The sequence below is a fragment of the Pseudomonas sp. S32 genome (assembly GCF_016648095.1).
GTDB lineage: Bacteria > Pseudomonadota > Gammaproteobacteria > Pseudomonadales > Pseudomonadaceae > Aquipseudomonas > Aquipseudomonas parafulva.
On record NZ_JACVVF010000072.1, the window covers coordinates 1 to 15,082 of the forward strand.

The 15,082-nt window shown below is 66.4% G+C and carries 15 protein-coding genes; 5 read left to right on the plus strand and 10 right to left on the minus strand.

Translation table 11 applies throughout. From position 1 onward, the window contains the following. Nucleotides 1-158: 158 nt before the first annotated feature. The 10 genes from IAE38_RS22590 to cbiE all read right to left on the minus strand — a co-directional run bounded on the left by IAE38_RS22590 (nucleotide 159) and on the right by cbiE (nucleotide 9,713). A complete protein-coding gene (locus IAE38_RS22590; protein WP_201219378.1) occupies nucleotides 159-1,523 on the minus strand; it encodes a PepSY-associated TM helix domain-containing protein in 1,365 nt (454 codons plus the stop codon). Between the two features lie 57 nt (nucleotides 1,524-1,580). Continuing rightward, a complete protein-coding gene (locus tag IAE38_RS22595) occupies nucleotides 1,581-3,647 on the minus strand; it encodes a TonB-dependent copper receptor (protein WP_201162024.1) in 2,067 nt (688 codons plus the stop codon). A gap of 64 nt (nucleotides 3,648-3,711) precedes the next feature. Then, the gene (locus IAE38_RS22600; RefSeq protein ID WP_028632787.1) at nucleotides 3,712-4,152 is read right to left on the minus strand and encodes a DUF2946 domain-containing protein; all 441 of its coding nucleotides are present in this window, start codon (nucleotides 4,150-4,152) and stop codon (nucleotides 3,712-3,714) included. A gap of 22 nt (nucleotides 4,153-4,174) precedes the next feature. After that, entirely contained in the window at nucleotides 4,175-4,654 is a 480-nt protein-coding gene (locus tag IAE38_RS22605; protein WP_201219380.1) for a copper chaperone PCu(A)C, read from the minus strand. Between the two features lie 46 nt (nucleotides 4,655-4,700). After that, nucleotides 4,701-5,090 (minus strand): DUF2946 domain-containing protein, encoded by a 390-nt coding sequence (locus IAE38_RS22610; RefSeq protein WP_201162021.1) that lies wholly within the window; start codon nucleotides 5,088-5,090, stop codon nucleotides 4,701-4,703. Nucleotides 5,091-5,201: 111 nt separating this feature from the next. Continuing rightward, nucleotides 5,202-6,056: an SPFH domain-containing protein gene (locus IAE38_RS22615; RefSeq protein WP_201162019.1), complete on the minus strand. Its 855-nt coding sequence runs from the start codon at nucleotides 6,054-6,056 to the stop codon at nucleotides 5,202-5,204. A gap of 25 nt (nucleotides 6,057-6,081) precedes the next feature. Next, nucleotides 6,082-6,519 carry an NfeD family protein gene (locus IAE38_RS22620; RefSeq protein WP_201219382.1) on the minus strand — a complete coding sequence of 146 codons (438 nt, stop codon included), beginning with the start codon at nucleotides 6,517-6,519 and terminating at the stop codon, nucleotides 6,082-6,084. Between the two features lie 176 nt (nucleotides 6,520-6,695). After that, on the minus strand, nucleotides 6,696-7,418 hold the full coding sequence (locus IAE38_RS22625) for a cobalt-precorrin-6A reductase (protein WP_201219384.1): 723 nt from the start codon (nucleotides 7,416-7,418) through the stop codon (nucleotides 6,696-6,698). Further along, entirely contained in the window at nucleotides 7,415-8,509 is a 1,095-nt protein-coding gene (locus IAE38_RS22630; protein ID WP_201219387.1) for a cobalt-precorrin-5B (C(1))-methyltransferase, read from the minus strand. The genes IAE38_RS22625 and IAE38_RS22630 overlap by 4 nt, the downstream gene beginning before the upstream one ends. Then, complete coding sequence (gene cbiE / locus IAE38_RS22635; protein ID WP_201219389.1) at nucleotides 8,502-9,713, minus strand: precorrin-6y C5,15-methyltransferase (decarboxylating) subunit CbiE; 1,212 nt, start codon at nucleotides 9,711-9,713, stop codon at nucleotides 8,502-8,504. Before cbiE ends, IAE38_RS22630 begins: the two co-directional genes overlap by 8 nt. Nucleotides 9,714-9,888: 175 nt before the next feature. Here cbiE and cobG point away from each other — a divergent pair, with 175 nt between their 5' ends. The 5 genes from cobG to IAE38_RS22660 all read left to right on the plus strand — a co-directional run bounded on the left by cobG (nucleotide 9,889) and on the right by IAE38_RS22660 (nucleotide 15,029). Then, nucleotides 9,889-11,220, plus strand: coding sequence for a precorrin-3B synthase (gene cobG / locus IAE38_RS22640; protein WP_328822903.1), 1,332 nt, complete (start codon nucleotides 9,889-9,891; stop codon nucleotides 11,218-11,220). After that, complete coding sequence (locus IAE38_RS22645) at nucleotides 11,213-11,839, plus strand: precorrin-8X methylmutase (protein ID WP_028632778.1); 627 nt, start codon at nucleotides 11,213-11,215, stop codon at nucleotides 11,837-11,839. The genes cobG and IAE38_RS22645 overlap by 8 nt, the downstream gene beginning before the upstream one ends. Continuing rightward, nucleotides 11,839-12,570: a precorrin-2 C(20)-methyltransferase gene (locus tag IAE38_RS22650; RefSeq protein WP_028632777.1), complete on the plus strand. Its 732-nt coding sequence runs from the start codon at nucleotides 11,839-11,841 to the stop codon at nucleotides 12,568-12,570. The genes IAE38_RS22645 and IAE38_RS22650 overlap by 1 nt, the downstream gene beginning before the upstream one ends. Nucleotides 12,571-12,572: 2 nt before the next feature. Continuing rightward, nucleotides 12,573-14,255 (plus strand): precorrin-3B C(17)-methyltransferase, encoded by a 1,683-nt coding sequence (gene cobJ / locus IAE38_RS22655; protein ID WP_201219393.1) that lies wholly within the window; start codon nucleotides 12,573-12,575, stop codon nucleotides 14,253-14,255. Between the two features lie 93 nt (nucleotides 14,256-14,348). Next, complete coding sequence (locus tag IAE38_RS22660; RefSeq protein ID WP_028632775.1) at nucleotides 14,349-15,029, plus strand: hypothetical protein; 681 nt, start codon at nucleotides 14,349-14,351, stop codon at nucleotides 15,027-15,029. Nucleotides 15,030-15,082: the final 53 nt, after the last annotated feature.

Consider the following 15,082-nt stretch of genomic DNA (forward strand, 5'->3'; position numbering starts at 1 on the left):
CCCCATCCCCGCGCCTTTTGGGCACCCGGGGGCGGGGGGGCGCAGAATTGTGCTTGGACGTGTTCGGCGTGGCGGGGGGGAGCGCTTGCGAGATCAAGCGCCGCCTGCGCGGCGCTCGGTTTCACAGGCGCAGACCCTGTTACGGCCAACCAGACAAATCACACACTGGCCATGGCCTTGCGCTTCATTACCAGGCTATCGACCACCCACAAGGCAATCATCGATATCCCCACCAACGGAAACAACACGCCTAGCACCAGCATCACCGCAACCGCCGCCTTCCAGCGTGGCAGGTCATGGCGCAAGGGGGGGACGCCCAGGCCGCCAGTAGGGCGGCGTTGCCACCACATCACCAACCCGCTCACCGAGCCCAGCAGAATCATCAGGCATATCAGCAGAATGATGACTTGGTTGACCGCACCAAACATTCGGCCTTCGTGCAGCATCACGCCCAGCTCGGTGGCCCGTGCCACAGGGCTGTAGTCCTGCCAGCGCACGTCGGCCAGCACATTGCCGGTGTACTGGTCTACATGCAGGGTGGCGTCGTTGCGTGGGTCGTCGGCGAACACGGCCACGGTGAATACGCCCTCGGCGGTGGTGGGCAGGGTGATGCTGTAACCCGGCTCGACCTGGCGCGAAGTGGCGATATCCTCCACCTGCTGCACGCTGACCTGGGGGGCGGCGGGCATGTTCGACATACCGTGGTGGCCTGCGTGCTCGGCGTGGGCACCAGACTGCGGCATCGGCGTGTTCTCCATGGCCCATGGTACGGTCTGGCGGTGGGCGCTGTTCAGCGCACCCGCCTGCTGGTCCGATTTGGGCACGTCGTTCCACATGGCTGCCGGAAAACGGTTCCACAGTTCGGCATACTGCTTGCCCCACAGCCCGGTCCAGGTCATGCCACTGAGCAGCATCAGCAATAACAGGGCCGAGCCCCAGAAGCCGCTGACCGCATGCAGGTCGCGCCACAGCAACCGCCCACGGGCCGCCAACCGTGGCCACAGCACGCCACCGCCCTTGCGCCCGCGTGGCCACCACAGGTAAAGGCCCGACACCACCAGCACGATGCCCCAGCCTGCTGCGAGCTCCACCAGCCGGTCACCCACGGTGCCCACCATCAGTTCGCCATGCAGGGCGCGGGCAATGGCCTGCAGGTTGCGCTTGGCATCCTGCTCGCCCAGCACCTTGCCGCTGTACGGGTTGACGAAGACGTTCAGCTCGCGCCCGTCTTCATGCACAACAAATTGTGCGCTGCGTGTGGGGGTGGGGGGCGGCAGGTATTGGCCGACATGCCCCTGGGGGTGGGCCTTGCGAACCTCGGCCAGCATCACGTCCGCACCTTGCCGGTGATGACCGGCTTCGACCACCATCAGGTCGCGGTACAGCAATGGGTCCAGTTGCGGCTTGAACAGGTAGATGATCCCGGTGATCGCCAGCAGGATCATGAACGGGGCCACGAACAGCCCCGCATAGAAATGCCAACGCCAGGCCAGGTTGTAAAATGAAACGCGTGTTCCTCTCATGGGAACCTCCCGTATGAACAGCCGTTGGGCGCAGCATTGCCGCGCCCTTTATTGTTGTCAGAAGCTGAAGTCGACCTTGGTCCAGAGCGTTCTGCCGGGTTCATTGACCGGCTGCGGGTCGCTGGCCGGGTAGCCGAAACCGGCGTTGCCGGCAAGGTTCAGGTGCTCGGCGTAGGCTTTGTTGAACAGGTTGTCCACCCCGGCGCTCAGCTTGAGGTTTTTGCTTACCTTGTAGGCACCGTTCAGCGAGAACACGCCAAAACCTGCGCTGGTGCCATAGTCCTTGCCCACCACGTTGCCTTGGTTGCGGGCGATGCGGTTTTGCTCGTCCACCAGGCGCCAGAGGGCACCGGCGCTCCAGGCGTCGCGGGTATAGGTGAGGCCCAGGCGGCTTTCCAGCGGTGGCATCTGCGGCAGCGCCTTGCCATCGCTGCTGTTCTTGCCCCAGGCATAGGCCAGCGTGGCGTCGGCCTTCCAGGTATCGGTCAGCTGGTAGGCAGCACCCAGTTCGCCGCCCATGATGCGGGCGTCGACGTTCTGCGCCTGGGAGGTGGTCATGCCCATCATGCCGGTGCGGTAGTCGAACAGAATGTAGTCGCGCACCTGCCCCACGTAGCCTGAGGCCCAGGCTTCCAGGCGCTCGCCACGGTACTGGATACCGAAGTCGAGCTGGGTGGTCTTCTCAGGCTTGATACCGTCGAAGGCATTGGCAGCGCCGGCCGGTGCCGTCTTCGGCGAGAACAGCTCCCAATAGTCAGGGAACCGCTGGGCATGGCCCAGGCCGATGTAGGCGGTTGCCGGTAGCGATGCCAGGTCATGCTCATAGCGGACGAAACCGCTGGGCAAGGTATCGGCACGGGTGTCGTTTTCAGTGGCACTGCCCTTGCGGAAGTCGCGAGCCGAGGCCCGGTCCAGCCGGGCGCCGGTGATCAGGCGGTCTTCACCGCTGACGTACCAGGTCAGCTCGCCGAAGGCCCCATAGTTGTGGAAGTCGGCATCCTTGGTCCAGGGCTGGCCACGGTGCGCGTCCACGCCCATGCCGCCACGCTTGCGGTGTTCGTTGGTCTGCGCGTCGATGCCGCTGATCAATTGCACGTCGGCCCAGCGCCAGGTGGCCTTGATGCGCGCGCCGAGGGTGCGGCGGTCAACGTTGCTGACCATGGGCATGCCCATCATGCCTTTGCCTGACGGCGTGCGCAGGCTGTAGTTGTCCATCACGTGGTCGGCGTAGTTGTAGTAGACCTGGGCTTCGACCTTGTCGAGCACCTCACCCAGGTTGGATTTTTCGAAGCGCAGGCCCAGGCTTTCGCGCTTGAACTGCGAGCCGTCCATGCCACGGCCGGCATAGCGGGCCTCGCCATCACCTTTGCCAGCGGTCAGCTCCAGCAGGGTGTCGGCGTCGGGCGTCCAGCCCAGGGCGACGTCGCCGTTCCATTTGTCCCAGCGCGACGGCACGTGGTGGCCGTTGCCGTCCTTGTAGTCACCAGAGCGCGACTGGTTGCCCACAAAGCGGGCATAGGCCTGGCTGTTGCCGGCAGCGGCGTCCACCACCTTGTCGAAACGGCCATTGGAACCGGTCAACAGGCTGGCGTTGACGCGGCTGCCCAGGGTGCCGAACTTTTCCGGCTCGCGTTCGAACAAAATGGTGCCTGCCGAGCCGCCTGGGCCCCAGATCACGCTTTGCGGGCCTTTGATCACCGTCAGGCGGTCATAGGTTTCCGGCGAGATATACGACGTAGGGGCGTCCATGCGGTTGGGGCAGGCGCCCAGCATCAGGCCGCCATTGGTGAGGATGTTCAGGCGTGAGCCGAACATGCCGCGCAGTACCGGGTCGCCATTGGTACCGCCGGCGCGTATGGCCGAGAAGCCCGGGATGGTCTTGAGGTAGTCGGCGCCGTCACTGGCGGGCACGGGCTGGCGCGGGTCCTTGGGGTTGGTGACCACGGTCAGGGGCGAACTGGGGGCCACGGCGGTAATCACCGTGGGGCTGAGCTCGGGGGCATCGATGAGGTGGCCTGCATGTGCGGGGTCGGCGGCCAGGGCCACGGGGGCCAGCAGCGAGCCGCAGAGCACGGCGATGGTCCCACGCAGGGACAGGGCAAAAACAGGGGTGCAGCCGTACATAATGATTCCAGTCGATCAGTCATAAGGGGGCGCGAAGCCTCGTGGCCTCGTACGCGAAAGGGTTTCAGACGCTGATCGGGAATGGCGGGGCGCGGCTGCGCGCACCGGGGAATACAGCCTGCCGGGCATGGCCCTGGTGCGTGGTCGCCGGGGTGGGGGAGGTGGGCGTAATGCCCGCAACACTGAGCGGGCTGAGGGTTTGTGGCAGTGCAGGGCAATTGAAGAGCAGGCTGCAATAGCCGCACTTCTCCCACATCACATGCAGCTGGCCGTCACTGCCCTGGCCGTGATGGCCGTCACCATGATCGTGCGCAGCCGGCATCGGCATGTCCATGGGCATGTTCATGCTCATGGGCATGCCCGCCGAGTGGTCCATCGGCATCGACTGCGATATCAGCGGGCCGATAAAGATCATCCACATGGCGAACAGGCTCAGCCATCCGCCACCGACGCGCCTGCTATCAGGGCGGGTGGTACGGCGTGGGCTGTTGCGCGGCAGGCTCATGGCCAGTGCCTGTCAGCAGGTATCAGTGCTTGTGGGCTTCAGGCTGGCCCGCAGGGGCTTTCTGCTGCACGGCCACATCCACGGTGACGTCACCGGCCTTTTCGAAGTGCAGGGTCAGCGGGAAGCGTTTTCCGTCGGTGAGCAGGCTGCGGTCCTTGGGGTTCATCAGCATCACGTGGTAAGCACTGGGCGCGAACACCAGGTCTTGCCCTGCAGGCACCACCACGCTGGGCACCTGTTGCATCTTCATGGCACCGCTGGCGCCCATGGCGTGCTCGTGCAGCTGCGTGTCATCGCTGATGGGGCTGTCGGCGCCTAGCAGGCGGTCGTCAGCCTTGCCATTGTTGTGCACCACGAAATACGCGGCGACATTGGGCGCATTGGGGGGAAGCTGCAGCGACCAGGGGTGCGCGATGTGCAGGTCGCCCACGCTGTATTCGTGAGCATTGGCGAAGGTGGCAGGCAGCAGCAGGGCGGCCGCGACAAGGGCGTGCTTGAGCATGGTGAATCTCCGAGATGATGATGTTCAGGCGCAACGCGTGAAGCAATCAGGCCAGCGGAGAGGCACGTGGGTTTAGCGCAGGCCAGAGCTGGCGTGGCGTGGGTGTGTATTGGGCAGGGGGTGACAGCGTTCCGGCCAAACGCACTGGCGGGCTGTGCAGTTGCAGGGGCGGGGTGGGCAGGGCAAGCAAGGGGGCTGCACCCGAGCAGCACCAGCAGTTCATCAGGCTGGCACTGTCGTCGCTTTGCGGGCCAAGGTCGATCTTGGCCAGGGCCTGGACATCGACGTTGGCCTTGCTGGCCATGCTGGAACAGAATGCCCCCCACAGCAGCTGCTCTGCCGGGCCCTTGGGCGCAGCAGAAGACAGCGGCATGGCCAGCAGGTTGAACAGCACTGCAAGGCAGGCTATCCAGGCAATGTGCCGACGTGGGGGCATGGAGAGATCCGGTCAGGAATCGTGGTGGCTATTGTAAGCGCGAGTATAGGCAAAAATGCCGGGGTGCGGTGACGTGACGCAGGGGGCGGGGGCTCGGCGCCCCCGGTCGCCTCACACCTTGTTGCGGCCCATCAGCCCGCGCACGGTTTCCTGCAGGTCTGCTGGCAGCACCACCACCTTGGCATTGTTGCTGCTGGCCAGGTTTTCCATGGCACCGATGTAGCGCTCGCCCAGCAGGTACATGGCCGGTACGGTCTCGTTGCCCACCGCGTCCTTCACCATCGAGATGGACCGGGCAGAAGCGTCGGCCAGGCTGATTTGCGCTTCGGCGTCCAGCCTGGCGGCCTGCAGGCGTGCTTCTGCTTCCAGGATCGCCGCCTGCTTGGCGCCTTCGGCGCGAGTGACGTCGGCCTTGCGCTCACGCTCGGCAGCCGCCTGGCGCTCCATGGCCAGCTGCATGTTCTCGGAAGGTTTGATGTCCTGGATTTCTACCGAACGAACGGTCACGCCCCAGTCCTCGGTCTGCTCCGACATGGCTTCGCGCAGGCGCGCCTTGATCTGCTCACGGCTGGACAGCGCTTCGTCCAGGTCCATGGCGCCGACGATGGCCCGCAGCGAAGTCATGGTCAGGCTGGTGACGGCAAACGCGTAGTTCTGCACCCCATAGGACGCCTTTTGCGGGTCGACGACCTTGGCGAAGCACAGCGCGTTGGCAACGATCACGGCGTTGTCGCGGGTGATGATTTCCTGCTCTTGCACATCGAGGATGATGTCCTTGGTGGGCAGGCGGTAGGCAACCACGTCCATGTACGGGATGACGACATTCAGGCCGGGCTTGAGGGTGGTGTGGTAGCGGCCCAGCCGCTCTACTACCCATTCTTCGCCCTGAGGCACGATACGCACCCCCTTGAACACGGTGATGAGTACGAACAGGGCGATGGCGCCGACGACGATGAGACTGGTCATGGTGACAAATTCCTTTTTTACGGATTCAGGCCCGGATGACCCGGGCGATATTGCCCTCGATGGCGGTAAGGCGTACCCGTTCGCCGGCGGGGATGTCGCTGTCGGCGATGCAGACCCATTCCTCGTTGCCCAGGATGGGCTTCTGGAAGCGCACCCGGCCCTTGTGGAACTCGGACACGGTGGCTGTGAGCAGCCCGACTTCACCGATCACGCTGGCGGCTGTCCAGCGCACGTCCGGTTGCTTGCGCCGGAACACCTTGAACCACAGTGCCGTGGTGACCGAGGACAGCACGACCCACAGCAGCCCCTGCATGTCCAGTTGAAGATCGGGGAATGCCAGTGCGATCAGCGACACCAGCACGGCGCCGATGCCGAACCAGAGGATGAAGAACGTTGGCAGGACCAGCTCGAGCAATATCAGCGCGATGCCGAACACCAGCCAGATCCACCATTGCATTTCCATATGGGTAGCGCCTTCCAGAGGGGGTGCCCGAGTTTACGGCAGCAGTGCCAATCAGGCCACGTCCAAGCCGTCAGAAACATCGCCCACCTCCGTAGGAGCGAGCGGAGCTCGCGATGGGCTGCACCGCAGCCCCAGCAATCCCCACGTCATCCAGGTAATCGCCGAGGAACCCGCAATCAGCCCAACCCCAACGCCGCCGCCAGCTCCGCCCCGCTATAAAACACCCGCTCCACCTCGGCCAGCACTGGCCGCTTCAGGATCAACACCGGCACACCCAGCCCCCGCGCTACCTCCAGCTTGGGCTCCGTGGCCAGGCTGCCGCTGTTCTTGCTGACCAGCACGTCGATACCCCGGCTGGTGAACAACACCCGCTCATCCTCCAGCTGAAACGGCCCACGCGCACCTATCACTTCGCAGCGTGCGTTGCCCGGGCAGGCCTGCAGGGCGCGCAAGGTCCAGAACTGCGTTGGTGGAATCTCGTGCAGGTGTTGCAGGGGCTCACGGCCCAAGGTGAACAGGGGGCGGCTGAACGGCGCCAGCTGGTTGATCAACGCCGCCCAGCCGTCCACTTCGCGCCAGTCGTCCCCCGCCTGCGCCTGCCAGGCCGGGCGGCGCAGGGCCCAGCAGGGGACACCGGCCATGCGTGCCGCGCTGGCAGCATTGGCGCTGATCTGCGCCGCGTACGGGTGGGTGGCATCGACCAGCAGTGTAATACCGGCTTCACGTAGGTAGCTGGCCAGCCCCGACGCACCGCCAAACCCACCCACCCGCACTTGGCAGTGCAGGTCGTCCGGCACACGGCCGATGCCGGCCAGGCTGTAGACGTGCTGCGGCCCCAGCAGCCGGGCGATGGCCAGGGCCTCGGTGATGCCGCCGAGCAACAGGATGCGCTGGCTCATTGCGCACCTGCCCGGCCGACGATGCCGCCCTGGCGATCAATGGCAACCACCTCCACCTGGACCTGGGCCGGTACCACGCTGCGGGCAAAAGCCAGCGCGTGGGCGCATACCGCATCGCCCAGTGGCACACCTGCCGCATGGGCCATTGCCAGCGCCTGCTGGCTGGTGTTAGCGGCGATGATGGCGGCCTGCAGCGCAGGGGCGGCGCCCACTGCCGCTGCCCAGCCGGCCAACTGCGGCAGGTCAATGCTGGAATGGCGGCTGTGCAAGTCCATGTGCCCGGCGGCCAGCTTGCTGATCTTGCCGAACCCCCCGCACAGGGTCAGGCGTGGCACGGGTACCTTGCGCAGGTGCTTGAGCACCGCGCCAACGAAGTCGCCCATTTCGATCAGGGCGATCTCCGGCAGCCCGTACACCCGGCGCATGGTGTCCTCGCTGGCGTTGCCGGTGCACGCAGCAATATGGGTATAGCCATTGGTGTGGGCCACATCGATACCTTGGTGAATGGAGGCGATGTACGCTGCGCACGAGAACGGGCGCACGATGCCGCTGGTGCCCAGGATGGACAGGCCACCCAGGATGCCCAGCCGCGGGTTCATGGTTTTCAGGGCCAACTGCTCGCCCCCCTGCACGTTCACCGTCACCTCGAAACCGCCCGCATAGCCCCATTCGGCAGCCAGAGCGTGCAGGTGCTCGGTGATCATGCGCCGGGGCACCGGGTTGATGGCCGGCTCGCCCACCGCCAGCACCAGGCCTGGGCGGGTGACGGTGCCTACACCGGTACCGGCGACGAAGCGTGTGCCTGGCTCGGTCAGCAACCGTACCTGGCTGTAGAGCAGGGCGCCGTGGGTCACGTCTGGGTCGTCGCCTGCGTCTTTGAGCGTGCCGGCCTCCGCGCTGCCGTCGGCCAGGCGGCAGAACTCCAGGCGCATCTGCACCACCTTGCCTTTGGGCAGGGTGATGCTGACCGCATCGCTGGCTACCCCGGTCAGCAGCAGGCGGGCGGCCGCCAGGCTGGTGGCGGTGGCGCAGCTGCCGGTGGTGAGGCCGCTGCGCAGGGGCGCGGGCTGCTCGCGGGTCTCTTCACGCATCAACGGGTTTTACCGCTTCGAGCAGGGTGATGGGCAGTGCCTGGCGCCAGGTGTCGAATGCCCCCAGCGGCTGCGCATGGGCCACATGGATGCGGGTCAGCTCGCCACCGTACTGTTCGCGAAAATGCGCAAGGGCCAGCTCGCTTTGCAACGTCACCGCATTGGCCACCAGCCGCCCTCCAGGGCGCAGGCGTGCCCAGCACTGGGCCAGCACCCCTTCACGGGTGACGCCGCCGCCAATGAAGATGGCATCAGGTTGCTCCAGCCCTTGTAACGCTGCTGGCGCCTTGCCGCGCACCAGTTGCAGGCCTGGCACACCCAACGCATCGCGGTTGTGCTCGATCAGGCCCTGGCGGCCTTCGTCAGCCTCGATGGCCAGGGCTCGGCAGGCTGGGTGCGCGCGCATCCATTCGATGCCTATCGAGCCGCAACCTGCGCCCACGTCCCACAGCAGCTCGCCGGGTTGCGGTGCCAGGCGGGCGAGGGTGATGGCGCGCACGTCGCGCTTGGTCAGTTGCCCGTCGTGGCGGTAGGCGGCATCGGGCAGCCCGGCCACGCGGGGTAGCTGCGGGGTACCGGGGCAGGCGATGCACTCGACAGCCACCAGGTTCAACGCGGCAGTCGCCGGGTGAGGCCAGCCCTGGGCACTACCTTCCAGCCTGCGCTCGGCGTCGCCGCCCAGGTGTTCGAACACCCGCAGCCGGCTGGGGCCGAAACCCCGCTCGCACAGCAGTGCGGCGATGGCGGCCGGGCTGTCGCCGTCGTTGCTCAAAACCAACAGCCGGGTGCCGCTGTGCAGATGGGCATTGAGCACAGCCAGCGGCCTTGCCACCAGTGACACCACCTGTACCTCCTGCAGCGGCCAACCCAGGCGGGCGGCGGCCAGGGCGCAGGAGGAGGGCATCGACAGCACGTGCATTTCGCCCGGCTGCACCTGGCGTGCCAGGCTGGCACCCACGCCGTAGAACATCGGGTCGCCACTGGCCAGCACGCAGACCTGCTCGCCACGCAGGGCCAGCACCGGCGCCAGCGAGAACGGGCTTGGCCAGCCCAGCCGCTCGCCTGCCACACAGCGGGGCAGCAGGGCCAGCTGGCGGGGGCTGCCGAAGATGCGCGCGGCGCCCAGCAGGGCGCGCCGGGCCTGCTTGCCAAGGCCAGTGAAGCCGTCTTCGCCGATGCCTACTACTGTCAGCCAGGGTGCCATGTGTTTCATTCCGCCATTGTTGAGGCTGCTGCTCGCCCCTGTGGGCGCGGTTTTACCCGCGAAGGGGCGGGGTTTTCCAACCCAGTGCCAAGGGTGCTCGACCACCGGCTTTTCATGCCAGCAGACAAAGCAGGCATAATACCGCGCCTTCTACACTCAAGCGCAGTTTCACGGATTGCCGGACACCCCTTTGATGCAGGCTCGAACCCCACACCCTTCGCCCCGCCCCTCGGCCTGCCCGGGGCTGTGGCGTATCGTCAGCGCGCTGGATGGCGGCATCTGCCGCGTCAAACTGCCTGGCGGGCTGCTGCTGGCCGACCAGGCCGAAGCCGTGGCCGCTGCGGCTGAACGCTTTGCGGGTGGGGTGATTGAGGCCACCAACCGGGGCAACCTGCAGATCCGTGGTGTAGGCAGCGATCACCAGGGCCTGGTGCAGGCCCTGCTCGCCGCGGGCCTGGGCCCGCGCGAGGCAGCCGGTGACGATGTGCGCAACCTGATGCTCAGCCCCTTGGCCGGCCATGACCCGGCCATGCTGCTTGATGCCCGGCCGTTGGCCGGGCAGATCCTCGACCTGCTCGAAGGCACCCCGCGTTATCACCAGTTATCGGCCAAATTTGCCGTGCAACTGGACGCGGGTGAGCGCCTGGCCATGCTGGAACACCCCCATGACCTGTGGCTGTCTGCCCTGCGCGTGGAGGGGCAAACCTGGCTGGCGTTCGGCCTGGCGAGCTGCCCGGCTGATGGCCAGGTGCTTGGCGCGGTGCCGGTGGCGCATGGCCTGGCATTGGTACGTGGGGTGCTGGAGCGTTTTCTGGACCTGGCGACACCGGCGCAGACGCGCATGCGCCACCTGCTGGGCGAGTGTCCACCTGCGGCGTTCGTCGACGGGCTTGGCCTGCCCATCCGCCGCGATGCTGCCGTGCTCGGCTGGCGCCGCCAGCCCTGCCAGGTGTCGTGGCTGGGGCTGCTGCCCCAGGCGCAGGGGCTGGCATTGGGTGTAGCCCCGCCCCAGGGCCGCCTGACGCCGGCCATGCTGCGTGCAGCGGCCCAGGTGGCGCGCCAGCAGGGTGATGGCAGCCTGCGCATGAGCCCCTGGCAAAGCCTGGTGCTGACCAACCTCGACGCCAACGGCCACGAGCAGGCCCAGGCCACCCTGGCAGCGGCCGGCCTGATGTGCGACGGCCAGCAACCGCTGGCGCGCATCAGTGCCTGTACCGGCGCCAGCGGCTGCGCCAAAGCCATGGCCGAAACCAAGGCAGATGCCGTTGCCCTGGCTGCCTTGCTGGGCCCGGGCGCCCCGGGCAGCGTGCACCTCAGTGGCTGCGAGCGTTCCTGCGCGGTGGCCCACGTTGCCCCGGTCACCTTGCTGGCGCGTGCCCCTGGCCGCTACGACCTGTACCTGCGCAACCCCCGTCAACCGGGGTTTGGCGCCTTGCGCGCCACCGACATTACCTTGAATGAAGCAGGCGCCATGCTCGCCCTGCCGACGGAGCACCTTGATGATTGACTACATCCGCGATGGTCAGGAGATCTATCGCAATTCCTTCCGGATCATCCGTGAGGAAGCACGGCTGGAGCGGATCCCCGCAGACCTCGAAAAGCTCGCTGTACGGGTGATCCATGCCTGCGGCATGGTCGACGCCATCGACGGCCTGCAATTTTCCGAAGGCGCAGGCCAGGCGGGGCGCCAGGCGCTGCTGGGCGGTGCACCGATCCTCTGCGATGCGCACATGGTGGCTGAAGGCATTACCCGGGCGCGCCTGCCAGCCAACAACCCGGTCATCTGCACCCTGCGCGACCCCAGCGTTCCAGCGCTGGCCAAGGAAGCCGGCAATACCCGTTCGGCCGTCGCCCTGGAACTGTGGCGGCCGCACCTGGAAGGCAGTGTGGTGGTGATTGGCAATGCCCCCACTGCGCTGTTCTATTTGCTGGAAATGCTCGACGCCGGCGCCCCGCGCCCGGCGCTGATCCTGGGCTTCCCGGTAGGCTTCGTGGGCGCCGCGGAATCCAAGGCAATGCTGGCCGCCGACAGCCGCGGCGTTCCGTTCGTGATCATGCAAGGCCGCCTGGGGGGCAGTGCGATGGCCGCTGCTGCCGTCAACGCCCTGGCCACGGAGGTGGAGTGATGGCCCCGCGTGGAAGGCTGATCGGCCTGGGTGTAGGCCCTGGCGACCCCGAGCTGATCACCCTCAAGGCCCTGCGACTGCTGCGTGAGTCCCCAGTGGTGGGTTATTTCGTGGCCAAGGGCAAGCGCGGCAATGCTTTCGGCATCATCGAAGCGCACCTGCAGGCCGAGCAGACGCTGCTGCCACTGGTTTACCCGGTGACCACCGAGGTGCTGCCTGCCCCCCTGTCCTACGAGCAGGTGATCAGCGACTTCTACGACGAAGCCAGCGTGCAGGTTGCCGAGCACCTGGATGCCGGGCGCGACGTGGCGGTCATCTGCGAGGGCGACCCGTTCTTCTACGGCTCCTACATGTACCTGCACGACCGGCTGGCCCAGCGCTATGAAGCCGAGGTAGTGCCGGGCGTGTGCTCCATGCTCGGTGGCGCGTCGGTGCTGGGCGCGCCGCTGGTGTATCGCAACCAGAGTTTGTCTGTGCTCTCTGGCGTGTTGCCGGCAGAAGAGCTCAAGCGCCGCCTGGCCGACGCCGACGCGGCGGTGATCATGAAGCTTGGCCGCAACTTCCCCAAGGTGCGCCAGGTACTCGCCGAGCTTGGCCTGGACCGCCGTGCGCTGTACGTGGAACGGGCGACCATGGCCAACCAGAAGATCGTGCCGCTGGACGCTGTCGACCCGCAATCGTCGCCGTATTTCTCGCTGATTATCGTGCCGGGTGAAAAATGGCAGGGGTGAACATGCACAGGGCGCCGGCCATCGTCGTACTGGGGCCGGGCAGTCTGGCCACGGCGCAGCGCATTCAGCAGCGCTACCCCCAGGCGCGTATCCACGGCCTGGCCGGCCGCGTTCCGGGCGCGGATGCGTACTACACCGCGTTCGGCGATACCTTGCGTGGCCTGTATGAAGACGGCACGCCCCTCATTGCCCTGTGCGCTGCGGGTATCGTGATTCGCAGCCTTGCCGGCGTACTTGGCGACAAGGACGACGAGCCGCCGGTGCTGGCCGTCGCCGAAGACGGTAGCGCCGTGGTGCCGTTGCTCGGGGGCCTGGCCGGGGTAAACCGGATGGCCCGCGAAATCGCCGAACAGTTGGGTGCCACACCGGCCATCACCACCAGCGGCGAGCTGCGCTTCGGTACCTGCCTGCTGAACCCGCCCGCAGGCTATGCACTGGCTGACCTGGAGCAGGGCAAGCGCTTTGTTTCCGACCTGCTGGCCGGCGAGCCCGTGCGCATAGCAGGCGAGGCGCCATGGTTGATACAGGCGCAGTTACCGGCCAGTGACGCGGCCACCCGCACCATTCATGTGGGCTGCGAAGCACGCCCGGCCAGCCGCGATGAACTGCTCATCCACCCGCGCTCGGTGGTGGCAGGCGTTGCCGGTGGCTGCTTGGCCAACCTGCCTGAAACGTTGCAGCAGGCGGGCATCGCGCCGCTTTCGCTGGCCTGTGTGCTGGCCGACGAGCAGGCCATGGCCGATGCCGATTTGCATCAAGCCGCACAGGCACTTGGCGTGGCCCTGCGGTTCGCGCCAAGCCCAACAGGGCTGGCGAGTATGGTTGCAGCTGCCGTGCCCGGTGCCCGGCTGATCGAACAGCCGGGCCTGGTGATCGGTGTGGCGTCAGCGCCGGTCGATGTCGCCGGGGTGGGGCGCCGACGCGGCCGGCTGGCGGTGATCGGCCTGGGCCCCGGGGCAGCCGAGCTGATGGTGCCGGCAGTCAAGGCCGAGCTGGCACAGGCCGAGGATGTGCTGGGGTATGAGACCTATGTGCGCATGGCCGGCCCGTTCCGCGACGACCAAGTGGTGCACTGCACCGACAACCGTGAAGAAATGCAGCGTGCCCGCCATGCCTTCCGGCTGGCCGCCGAAGGCCGCTCGGTGGTGGTGGTGTCGTCAGGCGACCCCGGCGTGTTCGCCATGGCGGCTGCTGTGCTCGAAGCACTGCACGCCTCCGACGACCCTGCGTGGCACCGGGTTGACTTGCAGATGCTGCCCGGCGTTTCGGCATGCCTTGCCACCGCCGCACAGGCCGGCGCGCCGTTGGGGCACGACTTCTGTGTGATGTCGCTATCGGACAACCTCAAGCCGTGGTCGATCATCGAGAAACGCCTCGACCTGGCTGCCCAGGCGGACCTGGTGCTGGCGTTCTACAACCCCATTTCCAAAGCCCGCCCTCATCAGCTGGGCACCGCCCTGGAAGTGGTGCGTCGCCATCGCGAAGGGCGCACGCCTGTAGTCCTTGGCCGTGATATCGGTAGGCCGGGGCAGACACTGCGGGTAGTCACCCTGGACGAGCTGGTGCCCGAAATGGTCGATATGCGCACCATGGTACTGGTTGGCTCGTCGACCACCTGCGTATTCCCGAGGGCTGCGGGCGGGGTCTGGGCCTATACCCCGCGCTGGTACCCCGGCGCCAGCTAGCTGCTCTGGAAACCCTTCAGCGCGCCGCCTTGCCGGCGTGCTGGATAAGGTGATTGCCCCTGCTCTCAGGGGTAATCACCAAGGAGTTTGCAGATGTCCGATGCAACACAAGTTACAACCAACGATTCCGCCATCCTGGTCGAAGGCAACCTGCTGGCCTGCGGCGCGGGCATGTCCACGCAAAGCCGCCACGATGTGAAGAACGCCTTTCACTTCGCCACCCTGGTAGCTGATAAAGCCTTCGATGCAGAAAAACAGTCGCGCGAGTGGTACGACAAATTCGTCGATGTGATGCGCGACCTGGGCTTTACCATCCCCAAGCGCAGTTTCGAGCTGGAAACCTCGGCAGAGCTGTCGGTGACCGTGGGTGCAGTCGCCATCCGCGCCATCGGCGTGGCGGGCAACGCCATCCTCGGCGGCACCAAGCTCGGCGGCCTGGCCAAGCTGGCGTTCGACAAGCTCACCACCGTGCAGGATGACGCCAAGGTGGTCGACCATAAACGCCAGAACAAGGCCCGCGGCATGGTCGGCATGGCCGCCTGTATCGAAACCGCCAACAACGATGTGGTGATGGTGGTCAGTTGCGTCCAGGCCTCGGCACCCAAGCTGGACGACGACGTGCTGGGCATTCAGTGGAAGCTGGACAAGACCCATTACTACGCAGGCACCGCAGTGCTCACGCTGAACAACTTCGTCTACGACAAAGTGCGCGAAACCGTGGAAAACAAGCTCGGCGTGCGCAGCGTCGAGAACGTGCTGCAGTACGACATCTGACCGCCGGGGGGGGGGGGGGGGGGGGGGGGGGGGGGGGGGGGGGGGGGGGGGGG

Excerpts from the sequence above, each read along its gene's own strand:
- IAE38_RS22590 (WP_201219378.1), bottom strand. The coding sequence starts at position 1,523 with ATGAGAGGAACACGCGTTTCATTTTACAACCTGGCCTGGCGTTGGCAT.
- IAE38_RS22595 (WP_201162024.1), bottom strand. The coding sequence starts at position 3,647 with ATGTACGGCTGCACCCCTGTTTTTGCCCTGTCCCTGCGTGGGACCATC.
- IAE38_RS22600 (WP_028632787.1), bottom strand. The coding sequence starts at position 4,152 with ATGAGCCTGCCGCGCAACAGCCCACGCCGTACCACCCGCCCTGATAGC.
- IAE38_RS22605 (WP_201219380.1), bottom strand. The coding sequence starts at position 4,654 with ATGCTCAAGCACGCCCTTGTCGCGGCCGCCCTGCTGCTGCCTGCCACC.
- IAE38_RS22610 (WP_201162021.1), bottom strand. The coding sequence starts at position 5,090 with ATGCCCCCACGTCGGCACATTGCCTGGATAGCCTGCCTTGCAGTGCTG.
- IAE38_RS22615 (WP_201162019.1), bottom strand. The coding sequence starts at position 6,056 with ATGACCAGTCTCATCGTCGTCGGCGCCATCGCCCTGTTCGTACTCATC.
- IAE38_RS22620 (WP_201219382.1), bottom strand. The coding sequence starts at position 6,519 with ATGGAAATGCAATGGTGGATCTGGCTGGTGTTCGGCATCGCGCTGATA.
- IAE38_RS22625 (WP_201219384.1), bottom strand. The coding sequence starts at position 7,418 with ATGAGCCAGCGCATCCTGTTGCTCGGCGGCATCACCGAGGCCCTGGCC.
- IAE38_RS22630 (WP_201219387.1), bottom strand. The coding sequence starts at position 8,509 with ATGCGTGAAGAGACCCGCGAGCAGCCCGCGCCCCTGCGCAGCGGCCTC.
- cbiE (WP_201219389.1), bottom strand. The coding sequence starts at position 9,713 with ATGGCACCCTGGCTGACAGTAGTAGGCATCGGCGAAGACGGCTTCACT.
- IAE38_RS22645 (WP_028632778.1), top strand. The coding sequence starts at position 11,213 with ATGATTGACTACATCCGCGATGGTCAGGAGATCTATCGCAATTCCTTC.
- IAE38_RS22650 (WP_028632777.1), top strand. The coding sequence starts at position 11,839 with ATGGCCCCGCGTGGAAGGCTGATCGGCCTGGGTGTAGGCCCTGGCGAC.
- cobJ (WP_201219393.1), top strand. The coding sequence starts at position 12,573 with ATGCACAGGGCGCCGGCCATCGTCGTACTGGGGCCGGGCAGTCTGGCC.
- IAE38_RS22660 (WP_028632775.1), top strand. The coding sequence starts at position 14,349 with ATGTCCGATGCAACACAAGTTACAACCAACGATTCCGCCATCCTGGTC.